The organism is Allomesorhizobium aridi, assembly GCF_043769475.1.
In the GTDB taxonomy this organism is placed as follows: Bacteria; Pseudomonadota; Alphaproteobacteria; order Rhizobiales; family Rhizobiaceae; genus Allomesorhizobium.
This window is the reverse complement of record NZ_CP171729.1, coordinates 2,116,746-2,137,693: the sequence shown is the minus strand read 5'-3', so window position 1 is coordinate 2,137,693 and position 20,948 is coordinate 2,116,746. Positions and strand designations below refer to the sequence as shown.

The following is a 20,948-nucleotide window of genomic DNA, read 5'->3' as shown; positions in this document are numbered from 1 at the left end:
GGCCAGCGCGAAATATGTTGTTTCGCATGTTCTTCCATGCATCGACGCAGGCTTCCATGACCATCATCGACACCCGCATTCCCGACGCCAAACGCTTCCTTTCCGGCGCCACGGGCGATTGGGAGATCATTATCGGGCTGGAAGTGCATGCGCAGGTGACGTCCGAAGCGAAGCTCTTTTCCGGCGCGTCGACTGCGTTCGGCGCCGCGCCCAACGCTAATGTCAGCCTGGTCGACGCGGCTATGCCGGGCATGCTGCCAGTCATCAACGAGGAATGCGTGAAGCAGGCGATCCGGACCGGGTTGGGCCTGAAGGCGCAGATCAACCATCGCTCGATATTCGACCGGAAGAACTATTTTTATCCGGACCTGCCACAGGGATACCAGATTTCGCAGTACAAGCAGCCGATCGTCGGGGAGGGCATCGTCACGGTTTCCGTCGGGCCCGATCGAGAAGGCAATTTCGAGGATATCGAGGTTGGTATCGAGCGGCTGCATCTCGAGCAGGATGCCGGCAAGTCGATGCACGACCAGCATCCGACCATGTCCTATGTCGATCTCAACCGCTCCGGCGTCGCCCTGATGGAGATCGTGTCGAAACCCGACATGCGCTCCGCCGACGAGGCGAAGGCGTTTCTCACCAAGCTGCGCATGATCGTGCGTTATCTCGGCACCTGCGACGGCAATATGGACGAGGGCGCGATGCGTGCCGACGTCAACGTCTCGGTGCGCCGGCCGGCTGGCGATTTCGGCACGCGCTGCGAGATCAAGAACGTCAACTCGATCCGCTTCGTCGGCCAGGCGATCGAATCTGAAGCGCGCCGTCAGATTGCCATCCTTGAAGACGGCGGCAAAATCGTCCAGGAGACGCGGCTGTTCGATCCGGGCAGGGGCGAGACACGGTCGATGCGTTCCAAGGAAGAAGCGCATGACTATCGCTATTTCCCGGACCCCGATCTTCTGCCGCTGGAATTCGACCAGGCCTATGTCGATGCCTTGGCCTCAGAATTGCCTGAACTGCCGGACGACAAGCGGGCGCGGCTGGTATCCACTCTTGGCCTCTCGGTCTACGACGCTTCCATCCTGATCTCCGAGAAGGCTATCGCCGACTATTTCGAGAAGGTGGCGGTCGGGCGCGACGGCAAGCTCGCCGCCAACTGGGTCATCAACGATCTGCTCGGTCAGTTGAACAAGGCTGGCAAAGGCATTGAAGACGCACCGGTTTCTCCCGACCAGCTCGGCGCTGTCATCGACCTGATCAAAGAGGGCACGATTTCGGGAAAGATCGCCAAAGACATTTTCGAGATCGTCTGGAACGAGGGCGGCGACCCGCGCGAGCTGGTCGAAAGCCGTGGCATGAAGCAGGTCACCGACACCGGCGCGATCGAGAAGGCCGTCGACGAGGTGATCGCCGCCAATCCGGACAAGGTCGAACAGGCGCGAGCCAAGCCGAGCATGGCCGGCTGGTTTGTTGGGCAAGTGATGAAGGCGACAGGCGGCAAGGCCAACCCTCAGGCGGTGAACGGCCTAGTCAAGGCCAAACTCGGGATCGAGGAATAAGAATGTTCGTGCGCACCGCCAGCGAGCGTGATCTCGCCGCGGTGCGGGCGTTGCTGGTCGAGACCTGGCACGCCACCTACGACGCGATCTACGGCGTCGAGCGGGTCACGGAAATCACCAACGACTGGCACTCAATAGCTTCATTGAAGGCGCGAATGGGACGGCCCAATTCGGAATTTCTGGTCGCGGACGACGGCAAGACGATCGGCGGCATGGCCTATGCGGCTGCTACGACAGATCCCAAGCTGGTGATGCTGCACCAGCTTTACGTGCATCCGTCTTTTCAGGGGGAGGGCATCGGAAAGATGCTCCTGGATGAGATCACGGACAGTTTTCCGGATGCACGCATGCTGCGCCTCGAAGTGGAGGCGGCAAACGCTTCTGCGCTGGCGTTTTACCGGGCCAACGGCTTCGTCCAAGCAGGCGAGACCGCAAATTGCGGTTCCGATCAGTCAGGCATCCCTGCGCTGGTCCTCGAGAAGGTGATCGGCTGAAAATCAGCCATCGCGCCTAGGTCGCGGACATGGCGCGTTCTTCCTCTTCGGCAAGCCGCCTGATGTATGCGGCGAAATCCGGATCCTCGCCGGGCAGCAGCCTTGGCAGCGCGCGACGGAAATCCTCGCGCCGACACCACTCGCGCATGAAATCGTCCCACGAGGCCCAGTGCCGCCGCTTGGGCGGCGACAGATTGTCTTCATAGGCGACCACATAGGCCCTTTCGAACAACGAGATCAGGATGGCGAACAGGGTCTGCATCCGCTCCTGCTGCTCCTCATCGAGGTCACGAGTTGCATACCGAGACTGCAGCTTAAGATCGGGATGCTGGAGGCTGAGCTTCAGGAAGTCGGTGTAGCCGTCGGCCAGCATCTGCCGGATTTCCTCTTCCTCGTTGGCACGTGCCTTACGCTGCTCGTAGAGGAAGGTGAAGAGAGCCAGCGGAAGGCCGGCAATGATGACGACCAGGCTGGTCAGATCCAGAATTTCCTTGAGGGCCATAGATCGGCTTCGCGTCCGTGCGGCAGAGATTTCCGGTCAGATTAGGCTCCGGCTGCGACTTTGCCAATTCCACGCAAAGCCTGCTAAACCCTTGCCATTGGGCCGCGCGAAAGCCATAAGGCGGTCGGACTATGGACGCGCCTTGCCGCGAGGAATCGGATGAAGAATTTCCTTCTGCAGTTTTTCACCTGGTGGAACGGCCAGACGCTCGGAACGCGTTTCCACACCTGGCGGCACGGCGCCGAGGTGGGGCGCGATGAATCCGGCAACATCTACTATCAAGGCGGCATCGATTCGGAGGGCCGCACGCGTCGCTGGGTCATCTACGCTGATCAGGCCGAAGCATCCATGATCCCGCCCGGTTGGCACGGCTGGATTCATCACCGGGTCGACGTCGCGCCTTCGCAGGAGGACTATGCCGCCCGCGAATGGCAGAAGCCACATCTGCCCAACCTGACCGGCAGCGCCGCCGCGTACCGGCCGAAGGGCTCGCTCTTGTCGGGCGGCCACCGTCCGCAGGTTACCGGCGACTACGACGCCTGGACGCCCGGCGGCTAGGGACGGAGCCGCGGTGTTTTCTCGCCACAATTGGCGGCTACTCGCTTGGTCGTCACGGGCCTCGGCGCGCGACAGAATCATGGCAGTAAATTCCGGTACTTCCGAATGATGAAATCCAGCCTGATCCTGCTTGGAAAACGCGCCGCATATGCGCTTGCCGCGTCTGTGCTGATAGCCATTGCCGGGCTTTCGCCCGCGAAAGCCGATCGCATCAACAATCCGGTCGCCGAGTTCACCGGCGTCGACAAGATCACCGGCCGAATCATCACGTTCGACGTGTATATCGACGAGACCGTGCAGTTCGGGGCGCTACAGGTGACGCCGCGCGTCTGCTATTCGCGGCCCGACACGGAAGAGCCCAAGACCGATTCGTTCGTGGAAGTCGATGAGATCACGCTGGACCGCAAGATCAGGCGGATATTCACGGGCTGGATGTTCGCGGAAAGCCCCGGCCTGAACGCTGTCGAACATGCCGTCTATGATGTCTGGCTGAACGGCTGCAAGCAGAAGTCGGACGTGCCTGCGCCGGAAGCGGCCAAGACCAACTAGGCCGATCCAACCCGGAACATTTCATTAGAGGTAGCCGTTTTCTCGCGTGTCGAACAACGGGAGCAACGTGCCGTGACCGCAGTCGAAAAAGACTTGCTTGCCCTCGAAAGGCAGTTCTGGACCGGTGATGCCGCGTTCTACGAACGGAACGTGGACGAATCTTGCCTGGTCGCGTTCAACCGTGACATGGCCGGCCGGCGTGATGAGCAACAAAGAGATTGCAGCCACCGTCAAGGACGGCGCTCGCTGGCAGGATCTGGAAATCGAGCTCAAGGGACTGGTCACGCCGTCGTACGACACCGCCATCCTCAGCTACGAAGCTCGCGCGAAACGCCAGAACGGCGAGCCTTACGCCGCTCTGGTCAGTACTGGCTACGCGAAGCGCGACGGCCGCTGGAAGATGGTCTTCCATCAGCAGACGCCGCAGGCTTGAGCAGCGTCGGCACGGTGGTCGGAGCGTTATGGGAAGAAAACCGCGTCGCCCTTCAGGGCTTCTTCCAGCATTCTCTCGTATTTGCCGCGCGGCACGTCGATCGCGCCGAAACGCTTCAGGTGAGGGGTCGTGAACTGCGTGTCGAGGAGCACGAAACCGCGTTCGCGCAGGCGCTCCACAAGACGCACGAGACAAGCCTTGGAGGCGTCGGCTTCCCTTGAGAACATGCTTTCGCCGAAGAACACGCGGCCGAGCGTAACTCCGTAGAGCCCGCCCACTTGCTCCCCTTCATGCCAAGCCTCGACTGAATGGCAGTGGCCGCGCCCGAAAAGCCCAATATAGGCTTCGCGGATCGGCTGATTTATCCAGGTCGTTCGACGTTCCTCCCGGGCTTCTGCGCAGGCATCGATGACGCCGGCGAAGTCGCTGTCGAAGCGTATCTCGAAACGGCCTTGGCGCATGGTCTTGCGCAAGCTGCGGGGGACGTGGAACGTGTCCAGGGGAATGATGCCGCGCGTTTCGGGCCTTACCCAGAAGACCTCCGGGTCGCTCGCGCTTTCGGCCATCGGGAATACGCCCGACGCATAGGCCTTCAGGAGCAGGTCGGTCGGTATGCGGTAGCCGGGTGCGTATGGTCGGGTCATCGACCCTGACTATACAGTCTCCGCCAGGTGCTTTTCCAGCCAGTGGATATCGTAGTCGCCATTCGCGATGTCGGCATTGCCGACCAGATCGCGAAACAGCGGTAGGGTCGTCTTGATGCCGTCGACGACGAACTCGTCGAGCGCGCGGCGCAGCCGCATCATGCATTCGACGCGGTTGCGGCCATGCACGATCAGCTTGCCGATCAGGCTGTCGTAGTAAGGCGGGATGCGGTAGCCGGAATAGACGCCCGAATCGACGCGGATGCCGAGGCCGCCCGGCGTATGGAAATGCGTGATGGTGCCGGGCGAGGGCGTGAACGTGCGCGGATCCTCGGCATTGATCCGGCATTCGATGGCGTGGCCCTGGAAACGGATCTCGTCCTGGCGCACCGAAAGCCCGCCGCCCGAAGCGACCCGGATCTGCTCATGGACCAAGTCGATGCCGGTGATCGCTTCCGTCACCGGATGCTCGACCTGCAGCCTGGTATTCATCTCGATGAAGTAGAACTCGCCGTCCTCGTAAAGGAATTCGATGGTTCCCGCGCCCGAATAGCCGAGATCGGCGATCGCCCTGGCGCAGATTTCCCCGATCTGCGCGCGCTGCTCCTCGTTGAGTGCGGGCGAATTCGCTTCCTCCCAGACCTTCTGGTGCCGGCGCTGCAGCGAACAATCGCGCTCGCCGAGATGAATGCCCTTGCCGGCGCCGTCGCCGAAGACCTGGATCTCGATGTGGCGCGGCTTCTCGAGGAATTTCTCGATGTAAACCTCGCTGTTGCCGAAAGCCGCGCCCGCCTCGCTGCTTGCCGTCTGCAGCGCCTGGATCAGATCCTGTTCCGTGCGCGCGACCTTCATGCCGCGGCCGCCGCCGCCGGCCGTGGCCTTGATGATCACCGGATAGCCGATTTCCCCGGCGATGCGCTTGGCCTCGCCTTCGTCGGACACTGCGCCCTCGGAGCCCGGGACGACCGGAATGCCAAGGCGCTTGGCGGTGCGCTTTGCCTCGATCTTGTCGCCCATGATGCGGATATGGTCGCCCGAGGGACCAATGAAGGTGATGTTGTGGGCCGCCAGTATGTCGGCGAACCTGGCGTTTTCCGAAAGGAAGCCGTAGCCCGGATGAACGGCGTCGGCGCCCGTGATCTCGCAGGCGGCGACGATCTGGTGAATGTTGAGGTAGCTGTCACGCGACGGCGGCGGGCCGATGCAGACGCTTTCGTCGGCGAGGCGCACATGCATCGCGTCGGCGTCGGCGGTCGAGTGGACGACGACCGTCTTTATGCCGAGTTCCTTCGCCGCGCGCAGGACCCGAAGCGCGATCTCACCGCGATTGGCGATCAGGATTTTCTGAAACATGGGAGGCGGCTTCCCGGTCACTCGATCACAACGAGCGGCATGCCGAATTCGACCGGCTGGCCGTCTTCGACGAGAATGGCGGTCACGGTTCCCGAACGCGACGAAGGGATCTGGTTCATCGTCTTCATCGCCTCGATGATCAGCAGCGTCTGACCTTCCTTGACTTGCTGGCCGACCTCGATGAACGGCTTGGCGTCGGGCGAGGGTCCGAGATATGCAGTTCCGACCATCGGCGACGGGACGGCGTTCTTCGACAGGTCGACGACGGGAGCCGGAGCCGGACCCTGCGTCGGAGCGGGGGCGGGCGCATGATGCTGGACAGGCGCTGACGCATGAACCGCATGCACTGCCTGCGAAAGGCGCGAGACGCGCACCTTCAGATCGCCCAGTTCGACCTCGATCTCAGTGAGATTGGTATCGTCAAGGATCCCGGCGAGATCGCGGATCAGCTGTTGGTCAACACCGGTCTTCTTTATCGACATGTCGATACCTTTTCCTTCGTTCCTGGCGGTCAGAGCCGCGCGGCGATCGCCTGCAGCGCCAGTGTATAGCCCAGCGGTCCGAAGCCGCAGATCATGCCGACCGCAACGGGAGCAACCATGGATGTATGCCTGAACGCTTCGCGGGCGTGAATGTTCGACAGATGCACCTCCACGACCGGAAGCGGCGAGACCGAGCGGATCGCGTCGTGTATCGCGATGGAGGTGTGGGTATAGGCGCCTGCGTTGATAACGATGCCGACAGCCTTGTCGCGGGCTTCCTGGATCCAGTCGACCAGATGGCCTTCGTGGTTGGACTGGCGGAAGTCTATCTCCAGCCCCAGCGCCGCCCCAGCCTTTCTGCAGTCCTCCTCGATGTCGGCCAGCGTCGTCCCGCCATAGATGCCGGGTTCCCGCTTGCCGAGCGCGTTGAGGTTGGGGCCGTTCAGGATGAAAATCGTTTTCAATATATGCACCTTTTCCGCGCCAGATGGCATCTGGCGCGCCGGGACCTCTATAATGGGCATAGAGCGCCGCGAAAAGAGCGCAAGCAGCTTCTTTCTCTGTCCACAGCGACAGATGGCGGGAACGCCGAAATCAGCAGGTGGCGGCCTCAATGCAAGATTTTGCAGCCGCGATCTTCTCGCCCAGAACTTCCTTGCCGAGCGCGCCGAACACCACCTCGTTGCCGACCACATAGGAGGGGGTTCCGGTGATCGCCAGCCGGTTAGCCAGGTCGTAGGTCGCGGTGAACGCCTTGGTGATCTCGGGGTTCTTCATCTCCTCGCGAAGCTTTGCTTCGTCGACGCCGAGCGACAGCGCGATCTTGATGGCGCTGTCCTCACCGGCGCGGCCCGCGCCGCCGAGCAGCGCATTGTGGAACTCGCCGTATTTTTCGGGAGCCAGCGCGCGGAACGCCATCGAAACGACATGGGCCTTCTGCGAGTCCGGACCGAGGATCGGGAACTCCTTGAGCACGAAGCGCAGTTCGGGATCGGCCGCGGTCAGCGCCTGCATGTCCTCCTGAGCGCGCTTGCAGTAGCTGCAATTGTAATCGTAGAACTCGACGATCGTGACCTTGCCGTCGGGGTTGCCGACCACGCCGTCGTAGGCAGCGTTGAAGATCTCGGCCTTAGCTTCCTTGATCACGTTGAGGTGGGTGACGCGCTGCTCTTCCTGCTGCTTCGTCTCGAGCGCCTGCTGTACTTCGAGGATCAACTCGGGATTGGACAGGAGATATTCGCGCACGACGGCCTCGACGCCCTTGCGATCGAGCGGCGTTTCAGCCGCGGCGATCGTCACCACTTGCGGGGTGCCTTCGGCCTCGGCGGTTTGCAGGCCGGCAAGGTAGCCCGCCGCCAGCAAACCGAAAGCCACGGCGACGCCAGCTGTTCCCAACAATAGTGCCTTATTCATGTCCATTCCCGTTCTTCCCGTTTCCACTCGGTCGTCCGACCGGAGCGGAAGGTTCATTTCTTTTTCTGTATCTTGTAGTTGATGATGTCCTGGGCGCGGACCCAGCCCGGGGCTCCGCGCTTGAATCTCAGCTGGGCACGGGTCGCGAATATCTTCGCATCCTGGTATGCGCCGCGATAGAAATGGCCTTCGGCCGTCGCAAGCTCCGCCTCCGGAATTTCGCCGAGCTGTCCATAGGCCTGTGCCAGATAGCGGTAGCCCGAACTGTTTTCGCGGTCCCGCTGAAGCCCCTTCTTGATCTCCGCGACAGCCTGCTTGAGCGATGCGGGATCCCCGACCGCTAGCAGCGCCTGGCCGAGCGAGATAGGCAATATTCCGGATTTGACGGGGTCGAGGCGCACAGCCGTGGTATAAGCGTCGACTGCTTCCGCCGGTCGGTTCGCCTTCATCAGTATGTCGCCGCGCAATTCGTGGAAATATGGGTTCTTCGGCTGTGCCTTGATCAGTGCGTCGGCCTTGCCCAACGCCGAGCGCGGATTGCCGAACATGTAGGTCGCCATGGCGTCGCCATACTGGGCGGGCAGCCCTTGCGGGTCCTTGCGGAACAGCCGCGCCGCCGCCGATTGGCCCTGCGTGTAGACCGCTATCTTGGCGCGCATCATGTCGTGGCGCTGCTGAAGCGTCGGCGAATCCGCGTGGTCGTAATAGGGACTGTTCGTCGCCAGTTGCTCGAGATTGGCGATACGATCGCGCGGCATCGGGTGGCTGACCTGATAGGGATCGACGCGCGCGCCGGAAAGCGCAAGCGCGTTCTGGAAGCGCTGGAAGGTCTTCAGCATGCCCTTGGCCGACTGTCCGGTGGCTTCGAGGTATGTGATCGCCGAGCGATCGGCGGTCGTTTCCTCGGTGCGCTGGTAGCCGAGCAGGCCACGTCTTGCCAGTTCGCCGCCGCCCGCGGCAAGGCCGCCGCCGGCCTGCGCAAGCTCGCTCGAATTGGCCGCGGCTCCGGCCACCACGGCGCCTATTCCGAGCAGGCCGGTCACGACCGCCATGGTCTGCGCGCGCGCCAGTTGTTCGCGCAGGCGCTCCTGATGGCCGCCGGCTATGTGGCCGGCCTCGTGCGCTATAACCCCGATGATTTCATTGGGACTGTCCGACTGCAGCAGCGCGCCGGTATTGATGAACATGCGCCGGCCCGCCACGAAGGCGTTGAAGCGGGTATCGTTGACCAGGATGATGTCGATGCCGGACTTCGACAGACCGGAGACCTTGAGGATCGGCCTCGCATAGTCGCGGATCAGCGCCTCGATCTCGGCATCGCGCACGACAGGCAGGTTAGCCTGGGCCAGGGCGCTGCCCGGAGCGGCCACGCCCACCGCAATCGCAAGCGCCGCAGCCGGCAACGCGCGCGCTGCTTTGGCGAATGTCGAGATGATCGGAAATCGTGCGTGCATAACGGGAACCACTGGTAAACGAGCCATGGTGCGATGAAAAGTCGAAGCGCCGCATTTCATGAACTTGTGATCCCCACATCATTCGGGCATTTGTGCGGCGTGGCGTGCTGATACAGGTTCGGGGCTGGTACACGATATGGCGGTTTCACTCTCCCGGCGCGGCGATGTCGTGCCCTTCCATGCGATGGATGTGCTGGCCGAGGCCAACCGGCTGAAGGCGCTCGGCAAACCGGTGATCTCCATGGCGGTCGGGCAGCCTTCGATCCGGCGCCCGCCCTGGTGCGCGAGGCCGCGGCAAGGGCGCTGGCCGACGGGCGCATCGGCTACACAGACGCGCTGGGCATCGCCGGGCTGCGCAACGCCATAGCGGCCCATTATATGGAACATTACGGGCTCGACGTGCCGGCGGCGCGGATAGCGGTGACGACCGGGTCGTCCGCGGCGTTCAACCTGGCATTCCTGGCAATGTTCGACACCGGCGACCGGGTGGCGATCGCCGCGCCCGGGTATCCGGCCTACCGCAACATCATGAAAGCGCTCGGGCTGGAGGTCGTTGAGATCGAGCTCGAAGGCGCGGCCTATCTCCACACCGAACACCTTCGGGCGGCGCACGCCGATAGGCCGCTGAAAGGTGCGCTTTTCGCCAGCCCCGCCAATCCGACGGGGGCGGTGATCCCAGCCGGCGACCTCGAGGCGCTTGTCCGGACGGCCGGGGAACTGGGCATCGCGCTGATCTCCGACGAGATCTATCACCGGCTGGCCTATTCTGCGCCCGACACCTCGGCGCTCTCCTTCAGCGATGATGTGACGGTCATCAATTCGTTCTCGAAATATTATTGCATGACCGGCTGGCGGATCGGCTGGATGGTGCTGCCGGAAAAGCTTGTCCGGCCCGTCGAGCGGATACAGCAGAGCCTCTATATCTCGGCACCTGAACTCTCGCAGATCGCCGCGGCGGAAGCCTTCCGGGCGACGGCGGAACTCGAGGCGGTCAAGGCCCGCTACGCCAGGAACCGCGATCTCCTGATGCAGCGGCTGCCGAAACTCGGCTTTTCACTCGCCGCGCCAATGGACGGCGCGTTCTACGCCTACTGCGACGTTTCCCGGCTGACCAATGACAGCATGGAGTTTGCCCGCGCGATGCTGGCCGAAGCTTACGTCGCTGCGACGCCCGGCCACGATTTCGATCCACTTGCCGGCCAGCGCTTCATGCGCTTTTCCTATGCCGGCAGCCATGACGACATGGCAGAGGCGCTGGATCGCATCGGCCGCTGGCTCGCATGACGGACGCGCCGATGCCTGAGATTGAAGCCGTATTGTCGGAGATCGCCGCGGAGATGGCTTCCCGGACCGACCGCGGCGATGTCGCCACCTATATTCCGCAACTGGGCCGGATCGATCCGCGCAAGTTCGGCCTGGCTGTCGCCATGGCCGACGGCCGTGTGTTCTGTGCCGGCGACGCCGACGAGGCGTTTTCCATTCAGAGCATTTCGAAGGTGTTCACCCTGACGCTCGCGCTCGGCAAGGTCGGCGACGCGCTCTGGCGGCGGGTCGGCCGCGAGCCTTCGGGAAATCCGTTCAATTCGATCGTCCAGCTTGAGCAAGAGCACGGCATACCGCGCAATCCTTTCATCAATCCCGGCGCAATCGTGGTGTCGGACGTGCTGCTGGCCGGGCATCAGCCGCGCGAGGCGATCGGCGAAATCCTGCGCTTCGTGCAATTCCTGACAGACGACGAAACCGTGTTCATCGACAGCGAAGTCGCGGCATCGGAGCGCGCCACGGGCTTCCGCAACTTCGCGCTGGCCAACTACATGCGCTCGTTCGGCAATCTAGACCATGCGCCCGAACTCGCGCTCGGCGTCTATTTCCACCACTGCGCCATCGCCATGACGTGCCGCCAACTGGCTCTGGCCGGCCGGTTTCTCGCCTGCGACGGGCGCAATCCGGCGACGAGCCATTCCGTCGTCTCGGCCGAGCGGGCGCGGCGCATCAACGCGCTGATGCTGACATGCGGCCATTACGACGGTTCCGGCGACTTCGCCTTTCGCGTCGGCTTTCCCGGCAAAAGCGGCGTCGGCGGCGGCATTTTGGGCGTTGTGCCGGGCGTCGCGTCGATGGCGGTGTGGTCACCCGGCCTCAACCCCAACGGCAATTCCAGGCTTGGGTCCATGGCGCTGGAAAAACTCGCAAGGGCGATGAACTGGTCAGTGTTCTCGCCCTGACCCGGGTTACGCAAAGGAAAGCCCGCATCGGCTGGCGGTGCGGGCTTTCCTTAAGCTATCAGCCTAACTGCCTGTCAGAAAAAGCTCTTTCGCTGCCACCAGCCGGCCTTCTTCGGCTTTTCCTCGGTGGATTCGGTGGTTTCGCCTTCGGGCGTTGAAGACACCAGCTTGACGGCCGGAGCTTTGGGAGTTCGAGCCGGGGATTGGGGTGCTTCGGCTGCGGGCGTTTCCAATGCCGGTTCCGCGACCTTGCGCCGCGAGGCGCGGGGCTTCTTGGGCTTTTCCTCGGGCTGGACCGCGACTGGCTCCGGCTCGACAGCCGGTTGCTCCACCTGTTCCGCGATTTCTTCCGCCTTGACCTTCTTCGGCCTGGCGGCGCGACGCGGTGCTTTCTTCGGCTCTTCCCCGGCAGGCGCCGTCTCTTCGCCTAGCGGCGCTGCCACGACTGGCGCGTCTTCGACAACCTGAGCCGCCAAAGCTTCGGCAGGAGCGGCTTCCGCGGGCGTGGCCGATTCCGGCGACTCCATGCCCTCCTCGTCGCGCCGGTTGCGCTTGCCGCCCCGCTTGCCGCGGCGGCGCTTCTTGCGGTCGACATCTTCGCCGCTTTCATCGGTTGCCGCGGCGGGCTCGGCGACCTCACCCTCGTCCGCGCGATGCTGGTCATCGGCGTCGGCTGCCGCGACACCCTCCGTCGGTCCACCTTCGGCGGGCATCGCTGCATCGCGATCGCGATCCTTGCCGCCGCGCCGTCTGCGGCGCTTGCGGCGCTTGCGGTCGCGCTGCTCGCCGGTTTCGGCCCTTTGGGCCGGCTGTGCTGGCCGTTCCTCGGCCGCAGTCTCGGCGACTTCTTCTTCCTCCTCCTCGACGATCTCGTCTTCCGGCTCGTCATAGGTCGGGGCGAGCAGGGGAATAGGACCGCCGACGGGCTTCTCCGCGACGGCGCCGCGGAAGATCGCGTAATGCTGCGCGCCGACCGTGTCGTCCATCTCGATCGTGATCGTCAGGCCGAACCGGGCCTCCAGTTCGGCGAGCGTGCTGCGCTTGTGGTTGAGCACGTAGAGCGCGGTCGAGGTCGGGGTGCGCACCGAGATGTGGTTGCGCGGATCCTTGATCAGGAATTCCTCGATGGCCCGGACCACCAGCAGCGCCACGGACGATTCCGAACGCACATGCCCCGTTCCACCACAATGCGGGCAGGGCTTCATCGTCGATTCCAGCACGCTGGCCCGGATGCGCTGGCGCGACATCTCCATCAGGCCGAAATGCGAGATGCGGCCGACCTGGATGCGCGCGCGATCGTTCTTGAGGCAATCCTTCAGGCGCTTCTCGACCGCGCGGTTGTTGCGGTTCTCTTCCATGTCGATGAAGTCGATGACGATCAGGCCCGCGAGATCGCGCAGCCGGAGCTGCCGAGCGACTTCCTCGGCGGCTTCGAGATTGGTGTGGAGCGCGGTTTCCTCGATCGAATGCTCCTTGGTGGAGCGCCCGGAGTTCACGTCGATCGCAACCAGCGCCTCGGTCTGGTTGATGATGATGTAGCCGCCTGACTTCAGCGTCACCTGCGGCTGCAGCATGCGGTCGAGTTGCGCCTCGATGCCGTTGCGCACGAAGATCGGCGTCGTGTCGCGGTAGGGCTGCACCACCTTTGCATGGCTCGGCATCAGCATGCGCATGAAGTCCTTGGCTTCACGGTAGCCGTCCTCGCCCGAGACCAGGACCTCGTCGATGTCCTTGTTGTAGAGATCGCGCACCGAGCGCTTGATCAGGCTGCCTTCCTCGTAGACCAGGGCGGGCGCGGTTGACTGCAACGTCAGCGTCCTGACTGTTTCCCAGAGACGCATCAGATATTCGTAATCGCGCTTGATCTCGGCCTTGGTCCGGCTTTCGCCGGCGGTGCGCAGAATGACGCCCATGCCCTGCGGCACGTCGAGATCCTGCACCACTTCCTTCAGGCGCTTGCGATCCTGCACATTGGTGATCTTGCGCGAAATGCCGCCGCCGCGGGCGGTGTTCGGCATCAGCACCGAATAGCGTCCGGCGAGCGACAGGTATGTGGTCAGGGCTGCGCCCTTGTTGCCGCGCTCTTCCTTGACCACCTGCACCAGAAGGATCTGCCGGCGCTTGATGACTTCCTGGATCTTGTAGTGGCGGCGCACCGGCTTGCGGCGGTTGCGGACTTCCTCGAGCGCATCCTCGGCGCCGACCGATTCGACCTCATGCTCGTCACCGTTGGAGGTGGACACATCCTCCAGCACGCCGCCGCGGTCGTTTTCGGTCAGGCTCGACTTGGAAATCTCTTCGGACACAACGTGAGCGTCCGCCGTGGCCGCCATTGAAATATTGGTTGCGTCGTCGAGAACGGCGTCCGGCGAAATTTCGGACACTTCCGTCTCCGCTCCGCCTGCATCCTGGCCGGCGGCCGCGCTTTCGTCGTCATCGCTGTTGTCGTCGCCTGCGCCGAAGCCGTCATCGGCGCTTTCGGCGGCCGCCCGCGCTTCGCCGCCGCGGTCTCGGTTCTTGCCGCCGCGCCTGCGGCGGCGGCCGCGATTCCGGTCGTGGCGGTCTTCGCCTTCGGCGTCCTCGTCGTTCTCTTCCTCGGCCGCCTCGGCTTCGGCGCGCAGCAGCGCCTGACGGTCCGCGACCGGAATCTGGTAGTAGTCGGGGTGAATTTCGCTGAAGGCCAGGAAACCGTGCCGGTTTCCGCCATATTCGACAAAGGCTGCCTGAAGGGAGGGTTCTACCCGCGTGACGCGGGCGAGATAGATGTTTCCTTTGAGCTGCTTTTTGTCCTGGGATTCAAAATCGAATTCTTCGATACGGTTACCGTGAACAACGACAACCCGTGTTTCCTCCGGGTGGGAGGCGTCTATTAGCATCTTGTTGGGCATTATTTCTTTTTCCCGCCGGATGCGGTCAGCGGGCCCACGGGCGGCGAGACAAGCCTCCCTTGACCGGCCAAACGCCGCATTCCGGACATATTAACGTCCGCCGGCCGCTGCCGAGACGCCATGGCGGTGCCGCCCGCTGCCGAACCGGCGCGGTAACCTGCGGACCTTTCCATGATTGCGCCTGAAGCCATCGCGTAACCTTGCGGAACCATTTGAACCAAAGCCCGGAAAACCGGACCAGCTTTTTGCTCGTACAGAGCCGGCGCGGGTTTGTCGTTCCGGCCGTTTCCTCGACGTCGCGGTCCACGTTGCCGCAAACTCCACGACGAAATCCGTCGCGATCACCTTCGGCCCTTATCGCGTCTCGCGATTGAAGCCGTCTCCGTCGCCTTGGCTGTGGTTGAAAAGCGGAGGCGACGAGCCTCGGGGCATTGCAGTGATCCAATGTCGCTTTTATGATTTGACGGCATTTATAGCAACCCCGTTTTCGGATGCCGGCAAAAGCGCTGCCGCGGCGGAAACACAGCACAAAAACGCTTGGTTAACCTTATCTGGATACCAATCGTTAAGCGTCATTGAGGCCTAACCGGGCGCGCGTCCGGGGCGGTCGCTTACGTCGGCAATCAGGAGCAGGGTGGCTGGAATGCGTTTCGCAGGCGTCAGGGCAAAGCAGGCCAGCCGCAATATGCTGTTGCGCGGCCCCGTCGGCGCCCTGATGCTGGCTCTCGCCATCATGTTCCAGGCGACGATTTCCTGTGCGGCGGCCGCGCCGCTGGAGGCGCGCGACTTCAAGATGGCCGGCGACGCCTCGCAAATGCGCATTGTGCTGAATTTCGACAGCGAGCCTGACCCTGCGTGGTTCCTGCTGAGGGCTCCGCACCGCCTCGTCATCGATCTTTCCGAAACGAAATTCGCCCTGCAGCCCAAGGATTTGAAGGCGGCCGGCCTGGTCAGGGACGTTCGCTACGGGCATCTCGAAGAAGGCAAGTCGCGGCTGATCCTGACTTCGAAGGGGCCGTTCACCGTGGAAAGACTGGACGTCCTCCAGAACGAGGATGCGCCCGGATACCGGCTGGTGATCGACATTGCGGCGGCGTCCGACAGGGAGTTCGACGCCGCGCTCGCCCTGCAATCCGAAACCACCGGCTCGACCGTGGCCACGCCGAAAGGCGACCGGATCGGCCAGGCGGCGGCCCCCGCCGAGCCGCGCCCCTTCACCATCGTCATCGACCCCGGCCATGGCGGCATAGACGGTGGCGCCGAAGGCCGCAACGGCACGGTCGAGAAGGCGATCACGCTCGCTTTCGCGCTGGAACTGAAGGCGAAGCTTGCCGCCGGCGGCAAATATGAAGTGCATCTGACCCGGGAGAAGGATGAGTTCCTGCGCCTCGACGACCGCGTGCGAATCGCGCGCCAACACCAGGCTGACCTGTTCATCTCGATCCACGCCGATACGATCCGTGTAAAGGGCATTCGGGGAGCGACGGTCTATACCGTCTCCGACAAGGCGTCGGATGCCGAGGCCGAGGCGCTGGCGATCCGCGAAAACCTGTCCGACCAGTTCGCCGGTATGGAAATCGAGGGAGAGGACCAGGAGGTTGCCGACATACTGGTCGACCTGATCCGCAGGGAAACGCACAGCTTCTCCATGCGCTTCGCCCGGTCGCTCGTCGGCGAACTGTCGAGCACAGTCGGACTGATCAACAATCCCCACCGATCTCGCCGGCTTCAGGGTGCTGAAGGCGCCGGACGTGCCGTCGGTTCTCGTCGAACTCGGCTATCTATCGAACCCGAAGGACGAAGCGCAACTGCGCGATCCCGACTGGCGCGGCAAGGCGGCGACAAGCATTTCCAACGCCATCGCGGTCTTTGCCGCGGCCCGCTCGGCGGGCGGATGATTCCCGGGCTTTCCGTCACGGGTTGTTGCGCCGGGCGTTGCGTCCACGCCACACCGCGTGGTTTAATCGCGAAGATTTCCACGACCCTCGTCATGCTGCCGCATTTTATCCACATCGGCGCGACAAGGCTGAACGCTATCGGATCGGGCATGGTTCCGCGACTTGCGGTTGTCTCTGTTTTTGCGGAGAGAAATCCCGATCTCGGACTGGAGCGGGCATGATTCGGCTAATCGGTTATTTCTTCGGCATCGGCTCGATGCTGGCGCTTTTGGTGGCGGGTGGCGCGGCAGTCTATGTCGGCAATCTGACCAAGGGCCTGCCCAACTACGAGGTGCTGGCCAGCTACGAGCCGCCGGTCACGACGCGGGTCCATGCATCGGACGGCGCGCTGATGGGCGAGTTCGCCCGCGAACGGCGACTGTTCCTGCCCATCCAGGCGATCCCGGACCGGGTCAAGGCTGCCTTCCTTTCTGCGGAAGACAAGAATTTCTATTCGCATCCCGGCATCGACCTTGAAGGCATCATCCGCGCCGCGGTCGTCTATCTGAGAGGCGGGCCGATGACGGGCGGCTCGACGATCACGCAGCAGGTCGCAAAAAACTTCCTCCTGACCAACGAGCGGTCGCTGGAGCGCAAGGTCAAAGAGGCGATCCTGTCCTTCCGCATAGAGCAGGCTTACTCCAAGGATCGTATTCTCGAACTCTACCTCAACGAGATTTTCTTCGGCTTGGGTTCGTACGGCATCGCCGGGGCCGCGCTCACTTATTTCGACAAGGCGGTCAGCGAACTGACGGTCGCGGAAGCCGCCTACATGGCCGCTTTGCCCAAGGGGCCGTCCAACTACCATCCGTTCAAATATACCGACCGCGCGGTCGAACGCCGCAACTGGGTGGTCGACCAGATGGTCGCCAACGGCTACGTCAGCCGCGAGGAAGGCGAAAAATCCAAGGCCGAACCGCTCGGTGTCACCCCCCGCAGGCGCGGAGGCTACCTGTTTGCCGGCGAGTATTTTACCGAGGAAGTGCGCCGCGAGATCATCGCTCGTTACGGCGAGGATGCGCTTTACGAAGGCGGCCTTTCGGTCCGCACCACGCTAGATCCCAAGATGCAACTCGTCGCGCGCAAGACCATGCAGGCCGGGCTGATGAAATACGACATGCTGCGCGGCTATCGCGGGCCGGTCACGACGATCGACATCTCCGGCGACTGGGCCGTGCCGCTCGGCGAGGTCAAGCGCCTCGACGACGTGCCCGAATGGCGGCTCGCCGTGGTGCTGGAAAGCTCCGATGCCGGCCTGACCGTCGGCCTCCAGCCCAAGCGTAAGGCCTCTGGCGCGCTGGAGGACGAGCGCGAGCAGGCCACGGTGACCAAGGAGGACATGAGCTTCGCCATGCGCCACGTCATCGATGGCAAGCGCGTCAAGGCCGACTCACCGGCCGAGGTGCTGAAGCCCGGAGACGTGGTCTTTGTGGAAAAGAAGGAAGGCGAGGCGGGCTACATGCTGCGCCAGCCGCCGGAAGTGTCGGGCGGCATGGTGGCCATGGATCCGCATACCGGCCGCGTACTCGCGATGGTCGGCGGCTTCTCCTATTCGCAATCGGAATTCAATCGCGCGACCCAGGCGATGCGCCAGCCGGGCTCGGCCTTCAAGCCGTTCGTTTATGCCGCCGCGCTCGACAATGGCTACACGCCTGCCTCCGTGATCATGGACGGTCCAATCACCATCAGGATCGGCAACGAGGTCTGGTCGCCGAAGAATTACGATGGCAAGCCCGCCGGCCCGTCAACGTTGCGCGCCGGCATCGAGAGGTCGCGAAACCTGATGACCGTGCGGCTCGCAAACGACATGGGCATGAAAATTGTATCCGAATACGCAGAGCGGTTCGGCGTCTACGATAAGCTGCCGCCCCACATAGCGATGTCGCTCGGCTCTGGTGAGACCACGGTCATGCGCATGGTCTCGGCCTATTCCGTAATGGCCAATGGTGGCCGGCAGATCAAGCCGTCGCTCATCGACCGGATCCAGGACCGCTACGGCAAGACGGTGTTCAAGCATGACGAACGCGGCTGCGAAAGCTGCGTGGCGGATGAATGGGCCGAACAGGCCGAGCCAGAGCTGATCGACAATGCCGAGCAGGTGCTCGATCCGATGACCGCTTACCAGATCACGTCGATGATGGAGGGCGTCGTCACCCGCGGCACCGCCGTGACAATCTCGGAACTCGGCCGTCCGATCGCCGGCAAAACCGGCACGACCAATGACGAGAAAGACACCTGGTTCATGGGCTACACGCCCAATCTGGTGGTAGGCCTATATATGGGATTCGATCAGCCGAAAACCTTGGGCAAAGGCTCGACCGGCGGCGGTCTTGCGGCGCCGATCTTTAAGGAATTCATGGCCGAAGTGCTCAAGGATGTGCCGCCGGCCAAATTCCAGGTGCCGGAGGGCATGAAACTCATCGCCATCAACCGCAAGACCGGCATGCAGGCGGGCGAAGGCGAGCCGGGGACCATCATGGAGGCCTTCAAGCCTGGCACAGGTCCCGCCGACAGCTACTGGGTTATCGGCATGGGCGAAGGTTCGATCTCAGCCGAAGCGCTCTCGCCGCAGGCCAACAAGGCCATCCAGACCGGCGGCGGCGGCCTCTACTGACCGCGCCCGCCATCGAGAAAATGGACCCGCCTTCGCGGGTCCATTTTGCTTTACAGGCCGAGGCCGTCTCCCTATGGTCCGCGCCGACCCGGAACCACCATCACATCAGGACAAAAGCCTGCCATGCGCGCAGAAACGGAAAAGCTCGTCGACGAAATCAAGCAGGCCATAAGCCTGCTGAGGAGGCATCTTTGACTGGGACGAGGCCCTGAAACGTCTCGAATACCTCAACATGCGCGCGGAGGATTCGAGCCTCTGGAACGACCCCCAGGAAGCGCAGAAGCTGATGCGCGAACGCCAAGGCCTCGATGACGGGATCGCGTCGGTAAAAAGGCTGTCGCAGGCGCTCGCCGACAATGTCGATCTCATTGAAATGGGCGAGGAAGAGGGCGACGCCGGTATCGTCGCCGAGGCGGAAGCTGCGATCCGATCGCTATCCGGCGAGATCAAGGCCCGCCAGATCGAGACGCTGCTTTCGGGAGAGGCCGACGCCAACGACACCTATCTCGAAGTCCACGCCGGCGCAGGCGGCACCGAGAGCCAGGACTGGGCGTCGATGTTGCTGCGCATGTACACGCGCTGGGCGGAACGGCGGCGCTTCAAGGTCGAGGTGCTTGAAGTCCACGACGGCGAGGAGGCGGGCATCAAGTCCGCCACCCTGCTGATCAAGGGCCACAACGCCTATGGCTGGCTGAAGACCGAATCCGGCGTCCACCGGCTGGTGCGCATTTCACCCTATGACTCGAACGCCCGCCGGCACACTTCGTTCGCAAGCGTCTGGGTCTATCCGGTCATCGACGATTCCATCGACATCGACGTCAGCGAATCCGATGTGCGTATCGACACCTACCGAGCGTCGGGCTCGGGTGGCCAGCATATCAACACCACCGACTCCGCTGTGCGCATCACGCATCTCGCGACCGGCATCGCGGTCGCGTGTCAGGCCGAGCGCTCGCAGCACAAGAACAAGGCCAAGGCGTGGGAGATGCTGCGTTCGAGGCTTTACGAGGAAGAGCTGAAGAAACGCGAGGCCGCGGCAAACGCGACCGAGGCCGCCAAGACTGAAATCGGCTGGGGCCATCAGATCCGCTCCTATGTCCTGCAGCCATATCAGTTGGTGAAGGATTTGCGCACCGGAGTGGAAAGCACCAGCCCCTCCGCCGTCCTCGACGGCGACCTGGATGACTTCATGGAAGCGTCGTTGTCGCAACGGATTGAGGGCGGGGCAGGGCAGCCCGTGGCGGACATCGATTGATCTCTTCCGTCCAGCGTCCGCCGTCGGCGGCTCTGGATGCGCCTGCTTTCATGGCCGAAACCGCCTGATCGACGCTTGGCTGCCGGCCGATGGAACCGGATCGCCGGAACGGCGTTAAGCTGTCGGTAACCACACAGGCGCAAGCTCTGGTGGTTCATGCAGTGCAAGCTTCTGGGAGGAGGCAACTGTGGAAAACAGCCATGTTTCGCTCGACCCCTTCCTCCCTGCATGCCGGCTTCGCTGGCGTGGCGTTTCTCGTTCTCACCTCGGTGCCGTCCTTCGCGCATGACGCGATTCCTACGGCTGCCCGGCCGCAAGGCTGGAGCTATCCCTTCTCCTGCTGCTCCGGCTACGATTGCCGCGAAGTACCTGGAAAGGCGATCAGCGAGCGGCCCGAAGGCTATGTCATAGAAGGCACCGGCGAGGTGGTCAGATACTCCGATGGACGGCTGAAAAATTCGCCCGACGGCCAGTTCCACTGGTGTTCGGTCGCCGGCGCCAGTGACGGCAGGACCATCTGTCTGTTCGTTCCGCCTCGCTCCTTCTGATCGCCTTTCCTCCTGGTGGAAGCTTGTCAGGACGGGCCGA

General features: G+C 63.0%; 17 protein-coding genes and 2 pseudogenes. 11 read left to right on the top strand and 8 right to left on the bottom strand.

Annotated features, from left to right (window positions below; translation table 11 throughout):
- The first annotated feature begins 56 nt into the window (after positions 1-56).
- Complete coding sequence (gene gatB, locus ACG873_RS12490; protein ID WP_394892110.1) at positions 57-1,559, top strand: Asp-tRNA(Asn)/Glu-tRNA(Gln) amidotransferase subunit GatB; 1,503 nt, start codon at positions 57-59, stop codon at positions 1,557-1,559.
- A 2-nt stretch (positions 1,560-1,561) separates the two neighbouring features.
- Positions 1,562-2,053: a GNAT family N-acetyltransferase gene (locus tag ACG873_RS12485; protein ID WP_394892109.1), complete on the top strand. Its 492-nt coding sequence runs from the start codon at positions 1,562-1,564 to the stop codon at positions 2,051-2,053.
- Between the two features lie 16 nt (positions 2,054-2,069).
- On the opposite strand, the gene ACG873_RS12480 is transcribed toward ACG873_RS12485, so the two are convergent.
- Positions 2,070-2,555, bottom strand: coding sequence for a hypothetical protein (locus ACG873_RS12480; protein ID WP_394892107.1), 486 nt, complete (start codon positions 2,553-2,555; stop codon positions 2,070-2,072).
- Positions 2,556-2,714: 159 nt separating this feature from the next.
- On the opposite strand from ACG873_RS12480, the gene ACG873_RS12475 reads away from it, so the two are divergent.
- The 3 genes from ACG873_RS12475 (at position 2,715) to ACG873_RS12465 (ending at position 4,095) form a co-directional block, all read left to right on the top strand.
- A complete protein-coding gene (locus tag ACG873_RS12475; protein ID WP_394892106.1) occupies positions 2,715-3,113 on the top strand; it encodes an NADH:ubiquinone oxidoreductase subunit NDUFA12 in 399 nt (132 codons plus the stop codon).
- A 105-nt stretch (positions 3,114-3,218) separates the two neighbouring features.
- Positions 3,219-3,662 (top strand): DUF2155 domain-containing protein, encoded by a 444-nt coding sequence (locus ACG873_RS12470; protein ID WP_394892105.1) that lies wholly within the window; start codon positions 3,219-3,221, stop codon positions 3,660-3,662.
- Between the two features lie 202 nt (positions 3,663-3,864).
- Positions 3,865-4,095, top strand: coding sequence for a hypothetical protein (locus ACG873_RS12465; RefSeq protein WP_394892103.1), 231 nt, complete (start codon positions 3,865-3,867; stop codon positions 4,093-4,095).
- Positions 4,096-4,121: 26 nt separating this feature from the next.
- Here ACG873_RS12465 and aat read toward each other — a convergent pair whose 3' ends face one another.
- The 6 genes from aat to ACG873_RS12435 form a co-directional block, all read right to left on the bottom strand.
- Positions 4,122-4,739 carry a leucyl/phenylalanyl-tRNA--protein transferase gene (aat, locus tag ACG873_RS12460; protein WP_394892102.1) on the bottom strand — a complete coding sequence of 206 codons (618 nt, stop codon included), beginning with the start codon at positions 4,737-4,739 and terminating at the stop codon, positions 4,122-4,124.
- A 9-nt stretch (positions 4,740-4,748) separates the two neighbouring features.
- Positions 4,749-6,092 carry an acetyl-CoA carboxylase biotin carboxylase subunit gene (gene accC, locus ACG873_RS12455; RefSeq protein WP_394892100.1) on the bottom strand — a complete coding sequence of 448 codons (1,344 nt, stop codon included), beginning with the start codon at positions 6,090-6,092 and terminating at the stop codon, positions 4,749-4,751.
- A 17-nt stretch (positions 6,093-6,109) separates the two neighbouring features.
- Positions 6,110-6,574 carry an acetyl-CoA carboxylase biotin carboxyl carrier protein gene (gene accB, locus ACG873_RS12450; protein WP_394892098.1) on the bottom strand — a complete coding sequence of 155 codons (465 nt, stop codon included), beginning with the start codon at positions 6,572-6,574 and terminating at the stop codon, positions 6,110-6,112.
- A gap of 29 nt (positions 6,575-6,603) precedes the next feature.
- Positions 6,604-7,038, bottom strand: coding sequence for a type II 3-dehydroquinate dehydratase (gene aroQ, locus ACG873_RS12445; protein WP_394892096.1), 435 nt, complete (start codon positions 7,036-7,038; stop codon positions 6,604-6,606).
- 130 nt (positions 7,039-7,168) lie between these two features.
- A complete protein-coding gene (locus ACG873_RS12440) occupies positions 7,169-7,987 on the bottom strand; it encodes a DsbA family protein (protein WP_394893475.1) in 819 nt (272 codons plus the stop codon).
- Positions 7,988-8,040: 53 nt separating this feature from the next.
- Complete coding sequence (locus ACG873_RS12435; RefSeq protein WP_394892095.1) at positions 8,041-9,441, bottom strand: M48 family metalloprotease; 1,401 nt, start codon at positions 9,439-9,441, stop codon at positions 8,041-8,043.
- Positions 9,442-9,577: 136 nt separating this feature from the next.
- On the opposite strand from ACG873_RS12435, the pseudogene ACG873_RS12430 reads away from it, so the two are divergent.
- A pseudogene (locus ACG873_RS12430) lies at positions 9,578-10,725 on the top strand (pyridoxal phosphate-dependent aminotransferase).
- An 11-nt stretch (positions 10,726-10,736) separates the two neighbouring features.
- A complete protein-coding gene (locus ACG873_RS12425; RefSeq protein ID WP_394892094.1) occupies positions 10,737-11,666 on the top strand; it encodes a glutaminase in 930 nt (309 codons plus the stop codon).
- Between the two features lie 74 nt (positions 11,667-11,740).
- Here ACG873_RS12425 and ACG873_RS12420 read toward each other — a convergent pair whose 3' ends face one another.
- Positions 11,741-14,554, bottom strand: a complete 2,814-nt coding sequence (locus ACG873_RS12420) for a ribonuclease E/G (RefSeq protein WP_394892092.1) — start codon at positions 14,552-14,554, stop codon at positions 11,741-11,743.
- A gap of 715 nt (positions 14,555-15,269) precedes the next feature.
- Here ACG873_RS12420 and ACG873_RS12415 point away from each other — a divergent pair.
- From ACG873_RS12415 to ACG873_RS12400, 4 genes and pseudogenes are all read left to right on the top strand, one after another.
- Positions 15,270-16,452, top strand: a pseudogene (locus tag ACG873_RS12415) (N-acetylmuramoyl-L-alanine amidase).
- 217 nt (positions 16,453-16,669) lie between these two features.
- Positions 16,670-19,105 carry a penicillin-binding protein 1A gene (locus tag ACG873_RS12410; protein ID WP_394892091.1) on the top strand — a complete coding sequence of 812 codons (2,436 nt, stop codon included), beginning with the start codon at positions 16,670-16,672 and terminating at the stop codon, positions 19,103-19,105.
- A gap of 123 nt (positions 19,106-19,228) precedes the next feature.
- Positions 19,229-20,360, top strand: a protein-coding gene (gene prfB, locus ACG873_RS12405; RefSeq protein ID WP_394892089.1) for a peptide chain release factor 2 whose coding sequence is annotated in 2 segments (ribosomal slippage) — positions 19,229-19,294 and positions 19,296-20,360 — 1,131 coding nt in all. Because the reading frame shifts where the segments join, the coding sequence is not laid out codon by codon here.
- Between the two features lie 200 nt (positions 20,361-20,560).
- The gene (locus ACG873_RS12400) at positions 20,561-20,908 is read left to right on the top strand and encodes a hypothetical protein (protein WP_394892087.1); all 348 of its coding nucleotides are present in this window, start codon (positions 20,561-20,563) and stop codon (positions 20,906-20,908) included.
- The last annotated feature ends 40 nt before the right edge of the window (positions 20,909-20,948 follow it).